At 72.3% G+C, this 19,274-nt stretch carries 17 protein-coding genes and 1 tRNA gene; 10 read left to right on the top strand and 8 right to left on the bottom strand.

The window, feature by feature from the left end:
• Positions 1 to 216 precede the first annotated feature (216 nt).
• The 4 genes from AB0K36_RS05075 to AB0K36_RS05060 all read left to right on the top strand — a co-directional run bounded on the left by AB0K36_RS05075 (position 217) and on the right by AB0K36_RS05060 (position 3,194).
• On the top strand, positions 217 to 630 hold the full coding sequence (locus AB0K36_RS05075; RefSeq protein WP_364588467.1) for a hypothetical protein: 414 nt from the start codon (positions 217 to 219) through the stop codon (positions 628 to 630).
• A 387-nt stretch (positions 631 to 1,017) separates the two neighbouring features.
• A complete protein-coding gene (locus tag AB0K36_RS05070) occupies positions 1,018 to 2,229 on the top strand; it encodes a helix-turn-helix domain-containing protein (protein ID WP_364588464.1) in 1,212 nt (403 codons plus the stop codon).
• 172 nt (positions 2,230 to 2,401) lie between these two features.
• Positions 2,402 to 3,004: an oligoribonuclease gene (gene orn / locus AB0K36_RS05065; protein ID WP_189467625.1), complete on the top strand. Its 603-nt coding sequence runs from the start codon at positions 2,402 to 2,404 to the stop codon at positions 3,002 to 3,004.
• 117 nt (positions 3,005 to 3,121) lie between these two features.
• A tRNA-His gene (locus AB0K36_RS05060) sits at positions 3,122 to 3,194 on the top strand.
• A 62-nt stretch (positions 3,195 to 3,256) separates the two neighbouring features.
• Here the strand turns inward: AB0K36_RS05060 and AB0K36_RS05055 are convergent.
• Both AB0K36_RS05055 and AB0K36_RS05050 read right to left on the bottom strand, forming a co-directional pair.
• Entirely contained in the window at positions 3,257 to 4,159 is a 903-nt protein-coding gene (locus AB0K36_RS05055) for a DUF3626 domain-containing protein (RefSeq protein ID WP_364588461.1), read from the bottom strand.
• 110 nt (positions 4,160 to 4,269) lie between these two features.
• Positions 4,270 to 5,487: an erythromycin esterase family protein gene (locus AB0K36_RS05050; RefSeq protein WP_364588458.1), complete on the bottom strand. Its 1,218-nt coding sequence runs from the start codon at positions 5,485 to 5,487 to the stop codon at positions 4,270 to 4,272.
• A 58-nt stretch (positions 5,488 to 5,545) separates the two neighbouring features.
• Here AB0K36_RS05050 and AB0K36_RS05045 point away from each other — a divergent pair, with 58 nt between their 5' ends.
• On the top strand, positions 5,546 to 6,529 hold the full coding sequence (locus AB0K36_RS05045) for a TioE family transcriptional regulator (protein WP_364588456.1): 984 nt from the start codon (positions 5,546 to 5,548) through the stop codon (positions 6,527 to 6,529).
• A gap of 160 nt (positions 6,530 to 6,689) precedes the next feature.
• Here the strand turns inward: AB0K36_RS05045 and AB0K36_RS05040 are convergent, their stop codons facing one another.
• Complete coding sequence (locus tag AB0K36_RS05040) at positions 6,690 to 7,736, bottom strand: LacI family DNA-binding transcriptional regulator (RefSeq protein ID WP_364588453.1); 1,047 nt, start codon at positions 7,734 to 7,736, stop codon at positions 6,690 to 6,692.
• Between the two features lie 261 nt (positions 7,737 to 7,997).
• On the opposite strand from AB0K36_RS05040, the gene AB0K36_RS05035 reads away from it, so the two are divergent.
• The 3 genes from AB0K36_RS05035 to AB0K36_RS05025 are packed head-to-tail and all read left to right on the top strand — an operon-like array spanning position 7,998 to position 11,203.
• On the top strand, positions 7,998 to 9,308 hold the full coding sequence (locus AB0K36_RS05035) for an ABC transporter substrate-binding protein (protein ID WP_364588450.1): 1,311 nt from the start codon (positions 7,998 to 8,000) through the stop codon (positions 9,306 to 9,308).
• On the top strand, positions 9,305 to 10,336 hold the full coding sequence (locus AB0K36_RS05030; protein ID WP_435877779.1) for a carbohydrate ABC transporter permease: 1,032 nt from the start codon (positions 9,305 to 9,307) through the stop codon (positions 10,334 to 10,336). Before AB0K36_RS05035 ends, AB0K36_RS05030 begins: the two co-directional genes overlap by 4 nt.
• 18 nt (positions 10,337 to 10,354) lie before the next feature.
• Positions 10,355 to 11,203: a carbohydrate ABC transporter permease gene (locus AB0K36_RS05025; RefSeq protein ID WP_364588447.1), complete on the top strand. Its 849-nt coding sequence runs from the start codon at positions 10,355 to 10,357 to the stop codon at positions 11,201 to 11,203.
• A 398-nt stretch (positions 11,204 to 11,601) separates the two neighbouring features.
• Here the strand turns inward: AB0K36_RS05025 and AB0K36_RS05020 are convergent, their stop codons facing one another.
• The 3 genes from AB0K36_RS05020 to AB0K36_RS05010 form a co-directional block, all read right to left on the bottom strand.
• Positions 11,602 to 13,086, bottom strand: a complete 1,485-nt coding sequence (locus AB0K36_RS05020) for a glycoside hydrolase family 18 protein (protein WP_364588444.1) — start codon at positions 13,084 to 13,086, stop codon at positions 11,602 to 11,604.
• 164 nt (positions 13,087 to 13,250) lie between these two features.
• Positions 13,251 to 14,648: a sensor histidine kinase gene (locus AB0K36_RS05015; protein ID WP_364588441.1), complete on the bottom strand. Its 1,398-nt coding sequence runs from the start codon at positions 14,646 to 14,648 to the stop codon at positions 13,251 to 13,253.
• Positions 14,645 to 15,343, bottom strand: a complete 699-nt coding sequence (locus AB0K36_RS05010; protein WP_189467606.1) for a response regulator transcription factor — start codon at positions 15,341 to 15,343, stop codon at positions 14,645 to 14,647. The genes AB0K36_RS05015 and AB0K36_RS05010 overlap by 4 nt, the downstream gene beginning before the upstream one ends.
• A gap of 69 nt (positions 15,344 to 15,412) precedes the next feature.
• On the opposite strand from AB0K36_RS05010, the gene AB0K36_RS05005 reads away from it, so the two are divergent.
• On the top strand, positions 15,413 to 15,946 hold the full coding sequence (locus AB0K36_RS05005; RefSeq protein ID WP_364588438.1) for a hypothetical protein: 534 nt from the start codon (positions 15,413 to 15,415) through the stop codon (positions 15,944 to 15,946).
• A gap of 22 nt (positions 15,947 to 15,968) precedes the next feature.
• On the opposite strand, the gene AB0K36_RS05000 is transcribed toward AB0K36_RS05005, so the two are convergent.
• On the bottom strand, positions 15,969 to 16,832 hold the full coding sequence (locus tag AB0K36_RS05000) for a spermidine synthase (protein WP_189467602.1): 864 nt from the start codon (positions 16,830 to 16,832) through the stop codon (positions 15,969 to 15,971).
• Positions 16,833 to 16,899: 67 nt separating this feature from the next.
• A complete protein-coding gene (locus tag AB0K36_RS04995) occupies positions 16,900 to 17,349 on the bottom strand; it encodes a hypothetical protein (protein WP_364588434.1) in 450 nt (149 codons plus the stop codon).
• A gap of 240 nt (positions 17,350 to 17,589) precedes the next feature.
• Here AB0K36_RS04995 and AB0K36_RS04990 point away from each other — a divergent pair, with 240 nt between their 5' ends.
• Complete coding sequence (locus AB0K36_RS04990; RefSeq protein ID WP_364588432.1) at positions 17,590 to 19,008, top strand: NsdA family TPR-like regulatory protein; 1,419 nt, start codon at positions 17,590 to 17,592, stop codon at positions 19,006 to 19,008.
• Positions 19,009 to 19,274: the final 266 nt, after the last annotated feature.

Raw genomic sequence — 19,274 nt, 5'->3', positions numbered from 1 at the left:
ATCATCTTCCCCACCCCATACCCCCAAGGGTACGGCGGCACTCCTCTCCTGCCCAGGGCCTGCTGCCCCCATGCGCGACGTTCCAGGGAGCATGCCCGAGCGCGCCCAGGATCGCAATGCCGCTTGGCCACTACAGCCGTCTGCGCGCCACCGGGTGACCGGACGACCACGGTCCTCGTTGGCCAGTGGGTCACCCCGCCGCCCCCAGGAGCCTCTGTGCCAGCACGACCGCCCGGCCCCCACCGCTCCCCCGGCCCCCCGTCCCGCCGCCGCCCCGCCGGTCCTCCGTCCGGACCGGCCCCGAGCGCCCCGGCCACCCCCTCCCGGCCGGACGACCCGGGGAGCTCCGCGAGCTCCGCCGGTGACGTCGTCCGCTGGGGCGCGTTCAGTTGCCTGCTGGTCCCCGTCGTGCTCGTCGTGTACGGCACCTCCGTCGGCGGCGCGGCCGCCGCGGCGCTCGGGCTCGCCGCGGTGACGGCGGCGTGCCGGGTGCTGCTGCGCCACTCGGAGCGGACGGCCGCACGGGGCCGGGCCACCGAGGACGCGCCGGCCGGAGGCCGGCACTCCGGTACCGTCCCTGGGGCGCGGCGCGGCGCGCGGCACGGATCGAGAGGCGCACCGGGGGGCTGACGGTTTTGCACGCCCACACCCGTATGTTTTCAGCCAACTTCACTACGCAGGCCGATCCTTGTCGAAATGGTCTGCCAACCCCCTTGTCACCAGGGAAGAAAGGACTGAAGGCCCTTCTGGCACCCTACGGGGACGGGCCATGCCTGCGATGCGCACTTCCCTGCGGGCCCCCCGAGTGGAACGCTTCGTGATCGAATGCATCGCGCCAAGTTGCCATGTCGACATAGCGGGGCATCCCGAACTTGTCACGCCGGCGCCACGGGACGCAGTAGATTCGATCATGAGTATCGAAGGCCGGGGGACTCGTGCAGAACCGAGGGGAAACGTGCAGGAGCGAAAGGCCCGAAACGAACGGGGAGACGCGTACTTCGAGGGGGGTTTAGCGTCATGAGTCAGGACTCCGCCGCGCCGGAGACGGCACGGAAGCTGTCCGGGCGCCGGCGCCGGGAAGTCGTCGCCGTGCTGCTGTTCAGCGGCGGCCCTATTTTCGAAAGTTCCATCCCGCTCTCGGTGTTCGGAATTGACCGTCAGGACGCCGGAGTTCCCCGCTACCGCCTGCTCGTGTGCGGTGGCGAGGACGGACCGCTGAGGACCACCGGCGGCCTGGAACTGACCACGCCGTACGGCCTCGAGGCGATCAGCAGAGCGGGCACCGTCGTGGTGCCGGCCTGGCGCTCGATCACCTCGCCGCCACCGCCCGAGGCGCTCGACGCGCTGCGCCGGGCACACGAGGAGGGTGCCCGCATCGTCGGCCTGTGCACCGGGGCGTTCGTCCTGGCCGCGGCCGGCCTGCTCGACGGGCGCCCCGCCACCACCCACTGGATGTACGCGCCGACCCTGGCGAAGCGCTACCCGTCCGTGCACGTGGATCCGCGTGAGCTGTTCGTCGACGACGGCGATGTGCTCACGTCCGCGGGAACGGCGGCCGGAATCGACCTCTGCCTCCACATAGTGCGCACCGACCATGGCACGGAGGCGGCCGGAGCGCTCGCCCGCAGGCTCGTCGTCCCACCCCGTCGCAGTGGCGGTCAGGAGCGCTATCTCGACAGGTCTTTACCGGAGGAAATCGGCTCCGACCCGCTGGCCGAGGTCGTGTCCTGGGCGCTGGAGCACCTCCACGAGCAGTTCGACGTGGAGACGCTGGCCGCGCGTGCCTACATGAGCAGGCGCACGTTCGACCGCCGGTTCCGGTCGCTGACGGGGTCCGCCCCGCTCCAGTGGCTGATCACCCAGCGGGTGCTGCAGGCCCAGCGGCTGCTCGAGACCTCCGACTACTCGGTCGACGAGGTCGCCGGCCGCTGCGGCTTCCGGTCCCCGGTTGCGCTGCGCGGCCACTTCCGGCGGCAGCTGGGGTCCTCCCCGGCCGCCTACCGGGCCGCGTACCGGGCCCGTCGTCCGCAGAGCGACCCTGACCGGACGTCGATCCTGGAGGCCGTCGTCCCCGCCCAGGCGGGGCCGGGAGCCAGACGCCCCCAGGGGGGACCCGGCGGGCCCTCCGCCATGGCGTCCGCCGCTGCCGAGCTGGGCAAACCGGTTCCGGAGGCGTACGCGGCGGGTCACGGCCGGCCGAGCCTGCCGGGCCAGCGGAGCGTGCCATAGAGCGGCGTCCGCGGACAGAGCGACCCCGGCCCGGTCGGGACGGCGCCCCACAGGGTGCCGTCCCGACCGGGCCGGACGCCGTCCGGGCACCGTCCGGACGGCGGTCCGCGCCGGGCGGCCGGCTTCCCCGAGGCCGGTAACGCAGCGCATCCGCCCCCGTAAGGTAGGGCGCATGAACGATCGCATGGTGTGGATCGACTGCGAGATGACCGGGCTCTCGCTGACGGACGACGCACTCATCGAGGTGGCCGCACTGGTCACCGACTCGGAACTGAACGTACTCGGTGAAGGGGTGGACATCGTGATCCGCCCGCCGGACGCGGCGCTCGAGACGATGCCGGAAGTGGTGCGCCAGATGCACACCGCCTCGGGCCTCCTCGACGTCCTGGCGGACGGAAAGACCCTCGCGGACGCGGAGGAGCAGGTCCTCTCCTACATCCGCCGGCACGTCAAGGAGCCCGGCAAGGCCCCGCTGTGCGGCAACTCGGTCGGCACCGACCGCGGCTTCCTGCTGCGCGACATGCCGACGCTGGAGGCCTTTCTCCACTACCGGATCGTCGACGTCTCCTCGATCAAGGAGCTGGCCCGCCGCTGGTACCCGCGGGCGTACTTCAACAGCCCGGAGAAGAGCGGCAACCACCGGGCACTGGCCGACATCCGCGAGTCCATCGCCGAGCTCCGCTACTACCGCGAGGCGGTCTTCGTCCCGCAGCCCGGCCCGGACTCGGAGACCGCGAAGACCATCGCGGCCAAGTACGTGCTGCCCGCGCAGTAACGACGGGCGGTCGCCACCGGAACGAGGGGCGCCCCGACCGGCGCGAAACCCTGGCGCGAGCACCCGCTCGGACCCTGTACACTTTTTCTCGGCCGGTCGGGAGAAAGACCGGTCGTGGTGGGTATAGCTCAGCTGGTAGAGCACCTGGTTGTGGTCCAGGATGTCGCGGGTTCGAGTCCCGTTACTCACCCTGATCGATCAAGGGCCCCGGTCTTCGGACCGGGGCCCTTGTCGTACCCGGGGCCGACCCGCTCAGCGCAGGCCGTCGAGCACGCCTTCCTCGCTCTGCGACGGAAGCGCGGACGCACCGGCGGCCTGCGGGGGCGCCCCGAAGCGGGCGAGGCAGTGCCACACCTTCTTGATCGCCTGCGGGTCGTGACGGCCCGTGCGTACGGCGTCTCCGACGACCCGCGGATCGAGCCGGCCGTCCACCGCGATCCGCGCGCCCAGGTCGACGTACTCCTGGCCCCGGTAGGACGGATGGCGGCGCAGCTCTCCGACCGACAGACGGAAGCCGGGATGCCACTCCACCGGGCACGGCAGGCGCCGGGCGGCCTCCTCGACGTCCGTCCCCCGGTAGCAGGGGTCGAGGACCAGCGCCTCCACATCGCGGTCCAGCCGGACCGTCCCGTGCACCTGCGCCTCGATGTAGTCGTCCAGAGCGTCCTGGCGGTCGGCGAGGGCGAGCTCGATGAGCCCCATGCGGTCCGCGACGCCGAAGTCCGACGGTTCCAGGAAGCTGTCCGGGTAGCAGAACGTGGTCCGCGCCGGTGTGTGCGCCGCGAGGCGGAAGTGGGCGGAGCCGAACCGCGGCGCCGCGCCCACCGGCTTACGGCGGAAGTTCAGCGCCCCGTACACGGGCCGGTCCCGAGCGGCCGCCTCGTCGTACGCGCCACCGAAGATCCGGCTCTCCCACCGCCACCGGTCACCGCCGGGAAAGGCGGTCAGGCCCCCATTGCTCGTCCCGGTGACGAACTGGGAGAGATACACGCCGGACTTCGACAACGCTTCCAGGACGGGTTCCCCCTGCGCCGTACGGTCCGGGTGGAAGTTCAGAGTCACCCGCAGCGTCGGGTCCAGGAGCCGGCCCGACGAGAGTTCCGCCACATGCCGGAGGGCCCGTTCCCGCGCTGTCTTCGGAGCGTCCGATCTCATCCGGGCAGTGTGCCGGGAGCCGATCAGCCGGCGCACCCGGTTTACAGCCCGATGCGCACGGCCGTGAGCGTCGCAGGCGAGGGGCAGGCGAGGGCAGCCCACCGGAGGCACTAACTCTGCGGGACGTCCTTGACGAACACGATGCCGTCGCTTCCCGACAGGTGGGCCGGGTCGAGCGGGGCGTACCCGAACCAGGGGGACACGCGGGGCGCGGGCCGCGTGTCGGCGAGGGCGGTGGCCAGCGTCGGGGTGTCGATGACGCAGCGGTCCTCCGGGAGCGCGTACAGGAGTCCTTCGACGGTGTCCGGCGGCGGAGTGTCCACTCCCTGGTGCCGGATGGTGCCCAGGGCCGTGGCCACGAAGGCGTACGCCTCGCCGAGCCGGGCGCTCACCAGCGCGCCGGCGCCCCACCACTCCAGCGGCCTCCCGCCCATCCGCATCGTGCTCTTCTCCCGCTGGAGATGGGAGTTGTGCGCGTGGACGAATGCCGGACCCCGAGACGCGACGGCGAGGAGATTGTGGGCCATCATCTGGTCCCGCACACCCACCAGCCGGGTCAGGCGGCCCGGTGAGGTGTCGGCCATCCAGTGGTGGTAGCGCAGCAGGCCGGTCGCGGTGCGCCCGTGCAGGTGCGCCCGGTACCGGTCCTCCCGTGAGGTCGCCGTGATCAGGTGCGGGCTCTGCGCGTCGAGCAGCGCCACCAGATCGTCGGCGATCAGCCGCAGCTCCCCGGCCTCGGCCGACCGCCCCGCGGACCGGGACGGGTCCCTCATCGCCGCGGGATCGGTCCACCGGCCGTCCGAGCCGAGCAGGCGGTCGAGCGTTTCCGCGGTGCAGGGCAGCAGGTCCACGTCCACGTGGGCGCCGAGGTATCCGTGAAGTGCGGTGAGGGCCTGCCGGGGGCTCGCGGCGTGGGTGATCTCCAGCGGGCCGTCGAAGCCGGCGAAGCGGAGCCGCTCGGACGCGGGACGGCCGTCGTCGTCGAGGCGGACGTTGTAGGCGCGCATCCAGCGGACGAGCTCGCGGTTGGCCGCGAAGGCGCCCCAGCCGTGGCTGAATCCGTGCTCCATGGCGTCGTCGAGGCTGCCGGTGCCCGAGGTGACGTAGTCGTCCACGATCAGACCCGCCACGCAGTCGCTCTCGATCGCGATCGTCCGGTAGCCCTCCTGCTCGACGAGCTGCCGGAAGAGCGCGTTGCGCAGGTCGAGCAGAGCGTCCTCGCCGTGGGTGGGCTCGCCCAGGGCGAGCAGCCGGGGCCGGACCGGGAGCAGCCTCATGACGGCGGCGGCCTCGACGGCATGGACGGTGTCCTGGAGGTCAGTAGCCATGCCTTCAACGCTATCGTTGAACCTTCGATTGAGACTTTTGCGCGAAGGCAGCAGGACCATGGGGCGAAACCTTCAAAGCGGTGAGCGGCTCAGGCCGGTCGACCTGGCGCGCGGGCACGGTCTGTCGACACAGGCGATCAGGAACTACGAGGAGGCCGGCATCCTCCCGGCCTCCGGTCGCACACCCCACGGCTACCGGACCTACACGTCGCTGCACGCGGGAGCCCTGCGCGCGTTCCTCGCCCTGGCGCCGGGCCACGGCCACCGGACGGCGACGGCGATCATGCGGGCGGTGAACGAGGACTCGGCCGAGGAGGCGTTCCGCCTCATCGACGAGAGCCACGCCCAACTCCTCGACGACCGGCGGACCCTCCAGGCGGTGGAGAGCGCGCTCCGCGACCTGGGGCCCGCCCCGGCATCCGCACGGGGTGCGGGGCGCGTACGCGGTGCGACAGCCGAGCCCGCGTCGGCGTCCGGAACCGGTGGGGTGCCCGGAACGGGTGGGACGACCGGAACCGGTGCGGCCTCCGGAACGGGTGGGGTGCCGGGGCCTGGTGCGGCGTCCGAGCCCGGTGCGGCCTCCGGAACTGGTGCGGCATCCGGGCCGCGCCCTGGGTTCGGGACCGGCGGGATGGCTGAGCCTGACGGGGTGTCCAGGCCTGGTGCGGCGTTCGGGCCGGCCGCGGCGTCCGGGGCCGGTGGCACCTTCATCGGGCCGCTGGCGGCAATGCTCGGCATCCGGCCCGCGACGCTGCGCAAATGGGAGCGTGCCGGGCTGGTGCGCCCCCGCCGCGACCCGCTGACCGGGTACCGCGTGTACGACGAGGCCGACGTGCGTGACGCCCGGCTGGCCCACCAGCTCAGGCGGGGCGGCTACCTGCTGGAGCAGATCGCCCCGCTGATCGCCCAGGTGCGGGCGGCCGGCGGGCTGGAGCCGCTGGAGGCCGCGCTGCGCGACTGGCACGGCCGGCTGGCCGCCCGTGGGCGGGCGATGCTGGCCGGGGCCGCGGAGTTGGAGGCGTACCTCCGCCGGCGGGGATGAGACCTCGGTCGCGGGTCGAAGAGGTCGTCGGACGGAGAACCGCCGGACGCAGAGCCGCCGGACGGATAACCGCCGGACGCAAAGCCGCCGCACGCAGAAGTCGCAAGACGAAGCGGTCGGCGGCCGAAGACGACACACCCAGCGGTGACCGGGTCCGCCGTCACGACGAGTCCCGCACCACCAGTTCCGTGGGCAGCACGATCTGGGGTCGCTCGGGTGACGGGCCGGCGATCTCCTCGAGCAGGACCCGGGCCATCGTGCGGCCCATCTCCTCCGTCGGCTGGCGCACGCTGGTGAGGGCCGGATCCATGTGCCGGGCCACCGCCGAGTCGTCGAAGCCGACGAGGGCCACGTCGTCCGGGATGCGGCGGCCCGACTCGCGCAGCACGTGCCGGGCGCCCGAAGCCATCACGTCGGAGGCGGCGAAGACCGCGTCGAGGTCGGGGCGGTCCTCGAGCAGCTTGCGCATCGCGAGGCGGCCGCCCTGTTCGGTGAAGTCGGCCACGGCCGTCAGCCGGGGATCGGCGTCCAGGCCCGCGCCGGCGACGCCGGAGCGGTAGCCGTCCAGGCGGCGTTGGGCGCCGTACACGTCCAGGGGGCCGGTGATCGTCGCGACGGTGCGCCGTCCCCGGGCGGTCAGGTGGGCGACGGCCGCCCGGGCGCCCTCGAAGTTGTCGGAGTCGACCGCCGCGAGCGTCTCGTCCGCCGCGCGGCGGCCGCTGATGACCACCGGGATGGAGAGCTGCTCCAGCAGGTCCGGCAGCGGGTCGCCCGCGTGCATCGAGACCAGCAGCACGCCGTCGACCCGGTGGGCGGCGAGGTACTGGGCGAGCGTCTTGCGCTCGCGGTCGTTGCCGGCGAGCGTCAGCAGCAGCTGCATCTCGGTGTCGGCGAGGGCGGCTCCCACGCCGCGCACCATCTCGGAGAAGTACGGCTCCGCGAAGAAACGGTCCTCCGGCTCCGGGACGACGAGCGCGATCGCGTCCGTACGGTTGCCCGCGAGCGCCCGGGCCGCCCGGTTGGGCACGTAGCCGAGTTCGGCGACGGCCGCCTCGACCAGCGCGCGGGTCTCCTCGCTCACACGCGGCGAACCGTTGATCACCCGGGAGACCGTCCCGCGTCCGACCCCCGCCCGCGCCGCGACCTCCTCGAGGGTGGGCAGACCGGTGGCCCGCCCCCCGTTCCCCGTACCGATGGTCCGAGACATCGTGTCCGCCTCCCCAGGCTGCCCTGGCGGAGAACATAACGTGCCGCGGCGCCTTGAGACCTCCCCCATCGGACGACGAACCCGGCCGACGAGACATGGGAGCGCTCCCATGTCTCCATCGGCACCCACTCGGCAAAGCCGCAGGCCACCGCCCGTGCCAGGGTCGCGGTCGGCATGCTAAAAGTACGGGTCCCACACAAGTACGGCCGCGGGCGGCACGTCAGGACCCGGGGGTGGCGGCACTCCCCGAAGGAGGTCGTCATGCGCAGGACCGCAATCCTCGCGGTCGTCGTCGCGCTGGGCGCCGGGCTCCTCGCAGGCTGCGCCAAGGACAGCGAAGAGCCGGGCGACAGTGCCTACGACGGCGGTGGCGGCAAGGGGAGAACCACCATCACCGTGGGCGTCTTCGGTGCCTTCGGTCTCAAGGAGGCGGGGCTGTACGAGGAGTACATGAAGCTCCACCCCGACATCAGGATCAAGCAGACCTCGATCCAGCGGAACGAGAACTACTACCCGCAGCTGCTTACGCACCTCAGCACCGGCAGCGGTCTCGCGGACATCCAGGCCGTCGAGGTCAACAACATCGCGGAGGTCACCGCGACCCAGGCGGACCGGCTCGTCGACCTGGGCAGGACCGAGGGCGTCAGCAAGGATTCGTTCCTCGACTGGAAGTGGGCGCAGGCCACCACCAAGGACGGGAAGACGGTCGGGCTCGGCACCGACATCGGCCCCCAGGGCATCTGCTACCGCAAGGACCTCTTCGAGAAGGCCGGGCTGCCGTCCGACCGCGAGGAGGTCGGCAGGCTCTGGGCCGGCGACTGGAACAAGTACCTGGAGACGGGCAGGAAGTACAAGGCCCGGGCGCCCGAGGGGACCTCCTTCGTCGACTCCGCCTCGGGCGTGATGGCGGCCGTCACCGGCGGCAACGAGAAACGCTTCTACGACGAGAACGGCGAGATCGTCTACAAGACCAGCCCGGCCGTGAAGCAGGCCTGGGACCTCGCCGCCGAGTTCGCCACGGAGAAACTGACCGCCAGGCTCCAGCAGTTCACACCGTCCTGGGACCAGGCCATGTCCAACGGCGCCTTCGCCACCGTCTCCTGCCCCGCCTGGATGCTCGGCCACATCCAGGACAAGGCGGGCGCCGCAGGCAAGGGCAAGTGGGACGTCGCCGCCGCGCCACGGCCGAGCAACTGGGGCGGCTCGTTCCTCGTCGTGCCGAGAACGGGCGACAACACCGCCGAGGCGGCGAAGCTCGCCGCCTGGCTGACCGCTCCCGCGCAGCAGGCGAAGCTGTTCACCGAACGCGGCAGCTTCCCCAGCGCCCGGGCCGCCTACTCGCTGCCCGCCGTCGCCGACGCCGCGCACCCCTACTTCGGGAACGCGCCCATCGGGAAGATCTTCTCCAGGGCGGCACAGGACGTCCCGGTGCAGATCGTGGGGCCCAAGGACCTGATCATCGCGCAGAATCTGGCCGACATCGGCATGCTCCAGGTGGACCAGAAGGGCCGCAGCCCGGAAGAGGGCTGGGCTGCGGCGGTCAAGGCGATCGACAACGCCCTGGACGAATGACCGTGCCGGAACCCGCACACGGCAGCCCGGCCGCGCACATCGAGCACCCCGGGGGCCCGGGGCCCGCCGTCGACGCCACGGCCCCGGGCGGCACGGACGCCGCCACGCAGCGGCGCCGGGCCAGACGCTCACGCCGCTACCGGCGCGACGTCAGATGGAGCCCGTACGCCTTCGTCGCACCGTTCTTCGTCTTCTTCCTCGCCTTCGGGCTCTTCCCGCTGCTCTACACCGGCTGGGCCTCACTGCACCGGGTGGAGCTCACCGCGCCGACCGACATGGAGTGGGTCGGGCTGCGCAACTTCTCGCGCCTCCTCGAGGACGAGTTCTTCTGGAACGCGCTCAGGAACACGGTCACCATCGGACTGATGTCGACCGTGCCGCAGTTGCTCATGGCGCTCGGCATCGCGCATCTGCTCAACTACCGGCTTCGTGGCTCGATGTTCTTCAGGGTCGCCGCCCTCACCCCGTACGCGACGTCCGTCGCCGCCGCGACGCTCGTCTTCGTGCTGCTCTTCGGCCGCGACTACGGGATGGTCAACTGGGCGCTCGGGCTGGTCGGCATCGGTGACATCGACTGGCAGAACGGGCAGTGGACCTCGCAACTGGCGGTCTCGACGATCGTGATCTGGCGCTGGACGGGTTACAACGCGCTGATCTATCTCGCCGCGATGCAGGCCGTCCCGAAGGACCTGTACGAGTCGGCCGCGCTCGACGGGGCCTCGCCGTGGCAGCAGTTCATCCATGTCACAGTGCCCTCCCTGCGCCACACGATCCTGTTCACCTGTGTGGTCTCCACGATCGGCGCGACCCAGCTGTTCGGCGAACCCCTGCTGTTCAGCGGCGGAGCGGGCGCGACGGGCGGCGCGGACCACCAGTTCCAGACGCTCGGTCTCTATCTGTACGAGCAGGGGTGGGTGAACCTGCACCTGGGCCGGGCCTCCGCGATCGCCTGGGCGATGTTCCTGATCCTGCTGGTCGTCGGCGCGGTGAACTGGCTGGTCGCGCGCCGCCTGGGCAAGAGCGCGTAGAGCGGAGCGGAGACGACGATGACAGGGCGCAAGGGGCGGGCGGGGCGGCAGCTGCACGGCGGGAAGTTCGCCTACGCCGCGCTGATCGTGTTCACCGCCGGCTCCCTCTTCCCACTGGTGTGGACGGCGATCGCCGCCTCCCGCACCAACACCCGGCTCGCCCAGACTCCTCCGCCGTTCTGGTTCGGCAGCCGGCTCTTCCGCAATCTTGAGATCGCCTGGACCGACGCGAACATGGGCACCGCCCTGCTCAACACGACGGTCGTCGCCGGGTCGGTCGCGACGGGCACCGTGGTCTTCGCCACGTTCGCCGGATTCGCCTTCGCCAAGCTGCGGTTCAGGATGAAGAACGCGCTGCTGCTGCTCGTCATCGGCACGATGATGGTGCCGCCGCAGCTCAGCGTCGTACCGCTGTACATGCTGATCGCCGAACTGTCCTGGACCGACCAGCTCCAGTCCGTCATCCTGCCCACGCTGGTCAGCGCCTTCGGTGTGTTCTTCATGCGCCAGTACCTGATGGAGGCACTGCCCGGCGAACTGATCGAGGCCGCCAGGGTCGACGGCGCGGGCAGCCTGCGCCTGGTGTGGCACATCGTCTTCCCCGCGGCGCGGCCGGCGATGGCCGTCCTCGGGATGCTGACGTTCGTGATGGCCTGGAACGACTTCTTCTGGCCGATCCTCGCGCTGACGCAGAGCGGCAACCCGACGGTGCAGGTGGCCCTGGCGGGCCTCGGCCAGGGCTACATCCCCGACCAGTCGGTGATCATGGCGGGGGCGCTGCTGGGGACGCTGCCGTTGCTGATCGCGTTCGTCGTCTTCGGCAAGCAGATCGTGGGGGGCATCATGCAGGGCGCGGTCAAGGGCTGACGAAGCCTTGGCGGCGGGGCCGCCGCGCGGGGCGGGACGGGGTCGCTGCGCGGGGCCGTTCCCCTCCCCCTACGGCCTGGCGGCCGTGGGGTGGGGACCCCACTTCCCGAACCGGGGCAAGCCCTGGACCCCGTACCGCCTTCGGCGGTGTCCTCAAACGCCGGACGGGCTGGAAATGCCGCCGCGCGGCATCCAGCCCGCCGAGCGGAGGCAACTCAAGCCCCGCCGGCGATTGAGGCGCGGGGGTCCGGGGGCAGAGCCCCCGAAACACCGCGCGGAGCGCGGTACGGGTCCGGGCCGAGCCCGGTCGGGAAGGGCGAACCGGTCGGTGGCGGGAGGCGTGGCGGGGCCCCGGGCGGGTGGGGCGCCCGGGGCGTCGCCGTGGGGGGACAGGGTGGCTACTTGTACGCGGAGAAGGCCTTCGTGAAGGCCAACGGCTCCTGCAGGATCGAGCTGCACGTCGCGTCCGCCGCCGGCTTCTCCCCGCCTGCGCACTGCTTGTCGCGGGTCGAGGACCACATCGACAACCAGCCCAGGTTCTTCGACTCGGCGAACTTCACCAGCTGCGTGGCGTCGTCGACCTTGAAGATCTCCGTCACCACGTCGTTCACGCCGATCATCGGTGTGACCGCGACGGCCTGCCACGCGGCCGCGTCCGAGAGCCCGAGCACGCCCTTGATCTGCGCCTGGGTGGCGGTGGCCGCCTGGATCGCGTACTCGCCCATGTCGCCGCTGTACGCCGGGCCGTAGTCCATCGCCATGATGTTGACCGCGTCGACGCGCACGCCGTTCTTCTTGGCGTCGGCGACCAGGTCCACGCCGGGCTGGGTGAGGCCCTCCGGCATGACGGGCAGCGTGAAGGAGACGTTCAGGCCGGGGTGCGACTTCTGGAGCTGCGCGATGGCCTGCGAGCGCCGCGAGTTGGCGGCGGTGTCGGGCAGCGCCGCGCCCTCGATGTCGAAGTCGACCTTGGTGAGCTTGTAGGTGTCGATGACCTTGCCGTAGGCCTTCGCCAGGTCGTCGGCGGAGGAGCAGTTCAGCGCCAGCTCGTGGCCGGCCGCGCCGCCGAAGGAGACCCGGACGTCGCCGCCCTTGGCCCGCAGGTCGCCGATCTGGGCGGCGACCTTGTCGTTGGCCAGGTCGGTGACACCGCCCCACAGCGGGGCGCAGCTGCCGCCGGAGGTGATGAAGGCGAGGTTGAACTCCTTGACGCCCGTCTTCGCCGCCGTGTCGAGCATGTCGTAGGCCGGGTACAGCGAGGTGTCGATGTACGGCGCGTAGCGCGCCGCGTCGCCCGGCTTCGGGGATCCCGTCGACGTGGGCGTCGGCGTCGGCGTCGGGGTGGCCGTGGCGGTGGGGGTGGGCGTCGGCTTCTGGGTCGCGGTGGCGGTCGGCGTGGGCGTGGGCTGCTCCGTGGGCCGGCCGCTCGGCTGCGGCGTGGCCCCGTCGTCGATCGAGCACTTGATCTCGTCGATGAGGCAGGCCGTCGGGTCGGCGGCCTTACCGCTCGCGGAGGTGACGAAGCCGACGGTGACCGAAGCGCCCGGCGCGAGGCTCTTGTTCCAGCTCGCGGGCTTCACCGTGACCTGCTGCCCGTCCACGGTGTGCTCGCCGTTCCACAGGGAGCTGATCCTCGTCCCGGCGGGGAGCTCGAACTCGAGGGTCCAGTCCGTCCGGGCCTCGCCGGTCTCGTTGGTGATGACGTACTGGCCGGTGTAACCGCCGTCCCAGGCACTGGTCCTGGTGTAGGCGGCGCCGACCGCCGCGGCCTGGGCGGTGCCGGTGAGGACGACCGCCGCGCCGCCGATCACAGCGGTCACGACGACCGCGCCGACCGCCTTGGTCCTGACGCTCGCCCTGCGCCGGTGCGTACTGCTGCCCATCGAGTGCCTGCCTCTGCGTGCGGAGTGGGGGGTGGTGCGCTGCACGCTAGCGGCCCCGAACCGGACAAATGCCCGATCGGTGACGGCGGTCGGTCTTCTTAGGGCGCGCTTAAGGGAGGCATCGGAAGCGATTAATGATGCGCCGTGCGGAAGCCGGCGGTGGGCTATCGCACGGCGGGCTTGCGACGGCGCTGGACCCGCCCCCGGTGCCGGCTGCGGCGCTGGCCGCGGGCCGCTTCGCGGGGGTCGAGGCCGATCCAGATCCGTACCTCTGTACCCCCGAGGACCGACCTGCCGATCCGTACGTCGCCACCCGTGGACTCCGCGACCCTGCGCACGATGTCCAGGCCCAGGCCCGTCGAGCCGTCCCTGGCACCGCTGTTGCCCCGGGCCATGGCGGCCGCCGGGTCGGCGATGCCCGGACCGGCGTCGGAGACCAGCACGATGACCGCGTCGTCACTGTTGTGCACGTCGACGGAGAAGGCCGTGCCCTCCGGGGTGTGGCGGAAGACGTTGCCGAGCAGCGCGTCGAGCGCGGCGGCGAGTTCGGGGCGGGCGACCGGGATGCGCACGGGCCGGTCCACTCCGGCGAGCCGGACCTTGCGGCCCTCGTCCTCGGCGAGTGCCGACCAGAATCCCATCCGTTCGCGGACCACTTCAGAGACGTCGCAGCCCGCGCCGGGGCCGGCCGCCGCCGTCTGCGGTTTGGCCTCGCGGGCGGTGCGGATGATGGTGTCGACCTCGCGTTCCAGCTGCGCGACGGCCGCCCGGGTCTGCTCGGCGGCGGCGCTCTCACCGAGCGACGCGGCGTTCAGCCGGAGCACGGTCAGCGGGGTCCGCAGCCGGTGCGAGAGATCGGCGGCCAGCTCACGCTCGTTGGCCAGGAGCTGGACGACCTGGTCGGCCATGGAGTTGAACGCGACGGCAGCGGACCGCAGTTCCGGCGGCCCCTCCTCCGGGACCCTGGCCCCGAGCCGGCCCTCGCCCAGGTCGTGGGCGGCGCCCGCGAGCCGCTGCGCCGGCTGCACCATCCGTACGCCCAGCCGGTCGGCGACCGCGACGGAGCCGACGATCAGCGCGATGCCGACGCCGGCGAGGACGAGCCAGGCGGTGTCCACACCGTTGGAGACCTCGCCCTCGGGCACGAAGATCTCGACGACGGCGATCTGACCGGTCCCTATCGCGGTCGGCTGCAGCAGCGCGGAGCCGCCGGACACCTCGGTGATCGAGGCACGGCCGATCCGTTCGACGGTCGCCAGGTCCTTCTTCGCCGCCCGGCGCTTGCCTATCTCCAGCGGCAGGCCGCCCGGTTCGCCGGACGCCGGGATGTGCACGGCCATCCGGCCGACCGCACCGGCCGGGGTCGACTCGACGGCCCGCTCCAGCATGCGGCGTTCGGTGGTGACGGTCAGGGTGGGCCCGATCGTCGCCGCCTGCCGTTCGGCGTTGGAGAAGGCACGGTCACGGGCCATCTCCTTGATGACGATGCCCAGGGGCAGCGCGAAAGCGAGCACCACCATCACGGTGACGGCCAGGGAGACCTTGACGAGCGCCCATCTCATGGCCGGTGTCCGTTCGGTGGCTCGAGCTTCACTCCGACCCCGCGCAGCGTGTGCAGATAACGCGGCCGCGCCGCCGTCTCGCCGAGTTTGCGGCGCAGCCAGCTCAGATGGACGTCGATGGTCTGGTCGTCGCCGTAACTCTGCTGCCAGACCTCGGCCAGCAGCTCCTTGCGTGGGACGACGACCCCGGGCCGGCCGGCGAGGAAGGCCAGCAGGTCGAACTCCCTGCGGGTGAGGTCGAGGCGGTCGCCGTCCAGTTCGGCCTGGCGGCGCAGCGGGTCGATGGACAGTCCGCCGACCTGGATCACCCGCGAGGGCGGCGCCTCGCCCGCGGCCCGGGAACGGCGTAGTACGGCCGCCATCCTGGCCGACAGGTGCTCCACGGAGAACGGCTTGGTCAGATAGTCGTCGGCACCGTCGTTGAGCAGCCGTACGATCTCGGCCTCGTCGTCCCGCGCGGTCGCGATGATCACGGGTACGTCGGTGATGCCGCGGAGCATCTTCAGCGCCTCCGCACCGTCCAGATCGGGCAGTCCGAGGTCGAGAATGACGACGTCGAACCGGAAATGGGCCACCTCGCGCAGCGCCTCCAGGGCCGTGCCGACGCTCCGTACCGTGTGGGAGGCCTCGGTCAAGTGCCTGATGAGGGCGGAGCGCACGAACTGGTCGTCCTCGACCACGAGCACACTTGCCATGGGCGGCACCGTACGCCATCCGGAGTACGCCGGTCCCGTTCGGGACAACCCGGGGACGGGTGGTGCACTATGGCCCGGATGCATCGAGGACTCGTACATGCCATGGCGTGGTCGCTGTCCACCGGAGCGGCGGTGACGCTGTCGTGGTGGGGCGTCCACACGGTCATGGCCGGAACCGCGTACGACCGGCCGCGCGCTCTTCCCATCACCGCGCAGAACGCGACGACGCAGGCCGCGGAGCCGCAGACGTCGTCGACGGCGCGGCCGCCGAGCCCGTCCCCCTCGCCGAGCAGGCGCCCGCCGACGACGCCGCCGCCCGCCTCCCCCACGAAGAAGGACCCACCGCCGAACTCTCCTTCACCGCCACCCCCTTCGGATGCCGGAAATGTGAAGGGCTACAACGTCAAGGGCGGCAGGGTCGTCTTCGACATCGGTGACAGCGCGGCCGAGCTCGTCTCGGCGACTCCGGCGGCGGGCTGGCAGATGCAGGTGTGGACGCAGCCGACGTGGATCCGCGTCACGTTCACGCAGGACGGTCACGAGGTGTCGGTGTTCTGCACCTGGAACGGCCATCCTCCGATGGTGCAGTTCGACGAGCGCTGAGCACCCCCGTCATCTCAGGAGGTCAGCGGAACACGGCGGGCGGCGGCACCGGCGAGGGCTTGGCGCTCGCGTCCGTCACGGGCGCCGCCCCGCCGGTGAAGTCGGCGAGTGCCCGCCCGTGTTCGACCCGCCCGGCGAACGGGTCGCTCGCGACCCGGCGGGTGAACTCGGCGACCGGCAGTTCCCTGTCGGAGGCGAGCAGCACGGCGTTGCCGAAGCGACGCCCGCGCAGCACCGTCGGGTCCGCGGCGAGCGCGAGCTCGGGGAAGACGGCCGAGGCGGTGGCGATCTGGGCCCGCAGATGCGCGAGCGGCGGCCCGTCGGCGATGTTGGCGACGTAGCTGCCGCCCGGCCTCGTCACTCTGCGGACCTCAGCGAGGAACTCCGTGCTGGTCAGATGCGCTGGGGTGCGCGCCCCGCTGAACACGTCCGCGATGACCACGTCCGCCCAGCCGTCGGGCACCTTCGCCAGTCCTGCCCGTGCGTCGGTCGACCTGACCCGTATCCGCGCGCCGGAATCCAACGGGAGATGTGCGCGGACGAGTTGGACCAGGGCCGCGTCCAGTTCGACGATCTGCTGGGTGGACCGGGGACGCGTGGCGGCGACGTACCGGGCGAGGGTGAACGCGCCGCCGCCGAGGTGCACGACCTGGAGGGGACGCCCGGGAGGTGCGGCGAGGTCCACCGCGTGGCCCAGCCGGCGCTGGTACTCGAAGGACAGATACGCCGGGTCGTCGAGATCCACGTGCGACTGCGGCGCACCGTCGATGAGCAGCGTCCAGCCGCGCGGACGTTCCCGGTCGGGTATCAGCTCCGCGAGTCCGCCGTCCACGGCAGCGACGACGGACTCCGGTCCACCGCCCCCACGCCGCTTGCTCTTCGCCACGCGTCCATTATCGCCCGGCCGCGGAGGCCCCGCGTCCGGGCCTTCGCCGCCGGGAGCCGGGCGGGCCTCAGCGGCAGTTGTCCGCCGCCTCGATCAGACGCGCCGCCTCCCCCAGCGCCTCGCGCAGGACCACCGGGTCCGTGACGGTGTCCGCGTCGTCACCGGGCGGCAGCAGCCAGCCGGACCCGGTGACCGGTGATTCCGCCGGGATACGCAGGCCCCGGCCCGAGGTCTGCGTACACGCGCTGCCCGGCATGTCCCAGGCGTCGGCCGTGCCCGGCGGGACGAGGAAGCCGAGGGTGTCGCAGGCCCCGTCGTGGAGCACCGGCCCGACCGCGGGCGCGGCGGCGCGGCGAAGGATGTCCACCGCCTCGAGGCCCTGCCGGGCGGGAACGGTCACCAGATCACACGGCGCTGCCGGCCCGCCGGGCACCGCCACGTCGCAGAGGGGCGGTGCACTGCCGTCCGGGGTGGGCCGGTGTCCCGCCGTGGTCGAGGGCGTCGCGCTGGTCTCCATGCCGACCTCCAACAAGAAGATCCCCTCCTCGCTCGAGTGGAGACACGTAACGCGCCTCCGTACGGTTCAACGCCCGTACGCGTCAAGGGCTACGGCGGCACGCCGCCGCAAAGGATGGCAGTTCATGGCAGAACACCGGCGAGATGTCCCTTTTGTTGTCAAACCCTGTGTGAAGGCCTTGTCACAGCAGGTACGTTCTTGCCCCGCCGGAACACGGCCGCACCAAGAGAGGCCTCGGCCATGGCGTCATCGTCAAAGGCATCACGGGCGGTTCCTGCCCCCGTACCCAACCTGGCTTTCCGCAGGCTCCGCGGACACCGCTCGCCGGGCGAGTTCGCGACGGCCGTACGACGGGCGGCCCGCGAGATCGGCGAGCAGGTCTCCTGCGACGCGCGCTACATCGGCCGGGTCGAGTCCGGGGAGATCCGCTGCCCGAACTACGCGTACGAGCGGGTGTTCCTGCACATGTTCCCCGGCCTGGCGCTGACGGACCTGGGCTTCACCGCCCGGGAACAGGTGCGCGGGCGCGGCGCGGGAAACCGGGCCGCGCCCGCGTCACCGCCGCCGGACCGGGCCGCGGACCCGGACCTTCCGCACCACCACCCCTGCTGCCGGCTCCCCCTCGGCAGCAGCGAAAGCGACAGCGACGAGGAGAGCGACGTGCTGCGTCGCGCATTCATGACGAGCGGCTCCGCCACCGTGGCGGCCGCCTCCCTGGGGCTCGGCCCCGGATCCTTGCCCGACCCGCGGAGAGTCGGCGAGGCCGAGGTCGGCGCCGTCGAGGAGGCCGTGCGCCGCATCCGGCTGCTCGACGACCGGCACGGCGCCGACGGTCTGTACCGCCGTGCCGCGCAGCCGCTGAGGGCCGCGTACGCGCTGCTCGACGCCGGCACGCCGGCCCGCAGGTCGACGGCGCAGCGGCTGCACACCGGGGCCGGCGAACTCGCCATCTCGGTGGGCTGGCTCGCCCACGACTCCGGCCGTCTCGAGGACGCCCGCTCGCACTACGCGGAGGCCCTGGCGACCGCGCGCGTGGCGGGCGACCCGGCGCTCGAGGCGCACGCGTTCTGCAACACGTCGTTCCTCGCCAGGGACGCGGGCCGGCACCGCGAGGCCGTACGCACCGCACAGGCGGGCCAGCAGGCGGCGCGGCTCGTCGCCTCCCCACGGCTGCTGGCGCTGCTCGCGCTGCGGGAGGCGGGCGGCTGGGCGGGCCTCGGCGACCGCGCCGGCTGCGAGCAGTCGCTGGCAAAGGCGCACGCGCACTTCGGGCGGGGCGCCTCGGACGCCGACCCCGAGTGGATGTCCTTCTTCGCGGAACCCGAACTGGAGGCGCTGCAGGCCCAGTGCTGGTCGGCCCTCGGCGAATGGGCACGCGCGGCCCGCCACGCCCGTCGCGCGGCGGCCCTCCAGGACCGCCGCTTCACCCGCAACCTCGCGCTGTACCGCGCCGAACTGGCCGCGGACCTGGCCCGGGCGGGCGAGCCGGAGGAAGCCGCCGCGGCGGGCGAGCAGGTGCTCGAGCTGCTGGGCGAGGTCCGGTCGTCCCGCATCCACGCGATGCTGGCGGACACGGCGGAGGTCCTCCTGCCGCACCGCCGCACGCCGTCGGTCTCCACGTTCCTCCACCACCGCGAGACGGCGACGGGCCACGCCTGACGCCACCACGGGGGCGGGTGGCCGCTGCGCGGGGCCTGTTCCCCACCCCGCCCCTTCCCGAACCGGGGCGGGCCCCGGGCCCCGTGCCGCCCTGCGGGCGGCGTACCGCGCTTCGCGCGGTGCCCTCAATCGCCGGGCGGGCTGGATTTCGCTCCGCGAAATCAGCCTCGCCGGCGATTGAGGCGCGGGGGTCCGGGGGCGGAGCCCCCGGTTTCGGGAAGGGGCGGGTAGGGGAACGGCTCCGCGCAGCGGCCGCCCCCCCCCCC

Source organism: Streptomyces kurssanovii, from assembly GCF_040677245.1.
GTDB classification, from domain to species: Bacteria; Actinomycetota; Actinomycetes; order Streptomycetales; family Streptomycetaceae; genus Streptomyces; species Streptomyces kurssanovii.
Note: the sequence above shows the minus strand (reverse complement) of the source record. Positions and strands in the feature narration are given on the sequence as shown.

Bases quoted from the DNA above. Each gene is read 5' to 3' on its own strand.
- AB0K36_RS05070 (WP_364588464.1), top strand. From the start codon at position 1,018: ATGAGTCAGGACTCCGCCGCGCCGGAGACGGCACGGAAGCTGTCCGGG.
- AB0K36_RS04990 (WP_364588432.1), top strand. From the start codon at position 17,590: ATGGCGTCATCGTCAAAGGCATCACGGGCGGTTCCTGCCCCCGTACCC.
- orn (WP_189467625.1), top strand. From the start codon at position 2,402: ATGAACGATCGCATGGTGTGGATCGACTGCGAGATGACCGGGCTCTCG.
- AB0K36_RS05020 (WP_364588444.1), bottom strand. From the start codon at position 13,086: ATGGGCAGCAGTACGCACCGGCGCAGGGCGAGCGTCAGGACCAAGGCG.
- AB0K36_RS05030 (WP_435877779.1), top strand. From the start codon at position 9,305: ATGACCGTGCCGGAACCCGCACACGGCAGCCCGGCCGCGCACATCGAG.
- AB0K36_RS05045 (WP_364588456.1), top strand. From the start codon at position 5,546: ATGGGGCGAAACCTTCAAAGCGGTGAGCGGCTCAGGCCGGTCGACCTG.
- AB0K36_RS05025 (WP_364588447.1), top strand. From the start codon at position 10,355: ATGACAGGGCGCAAGGGGCGGGCGGGGCGGCAGCTGCACGGCGGGAAG.
- AB0K36_RS05010 (WP_189467606.1), bottom strand. From the start codon at position 15,343: ATGGCAAGTGTGCTCGTGGTCGAGGACGACCAGTTCGTGCGCTCCGCC.
- AB0K36_RS05040 (WP_364588453.1), bottom strand. From the start codon at position 7,736: ATGTCTCGGACCATCGGTACGGGGAACGGGGGGCGGGCCACCGGTCTG.
- AB0K36_RS04995 (WP_364588434.1), bottom strand. From the start codon at position 17,349: ATGGAGACCAGCGCGACGCCCTCGACCACGGCGGGACACCGGCCCACC.
- AB0K36_RS05050 (WP_364588458.1), bottom strand. From the start codon at position 5,487: ATGGCTACTGACCTCCAGGACACCGTCCATGCCGTCGAGGCCGCCGCC.
- AB0K36_RS05035 (WP_364588450.1), top strand. From the start codon at position 7,998: ATGCGCAGGACCGCAATCCTCGCGGTCGTCGTCGCGCTGGGCGCCGGG.
- AB0K36_RS05055 (WP_364588461.1), bottom strand. From the start codon at position 4,159: ATGAGATCGGACGCTCCGAAGACAGCGCGGGAACGGGCCCTCCGGCAT.
- AB0K36_RS05005 (WP_364588438.1), top strand. From the start codon at position 15,413: ATGGCCCGGATGCATCGAGGACTCGTACATGCCATGGCGTGGTCGCTG.
- AB0K36_RS05015 (WP_364588441.1), bottom strand. From the start codon at position 14,648: ATGAGATGGGCGCTCGTCAAGGTCTCCCTGGCCGTCACCGTGATGGTG.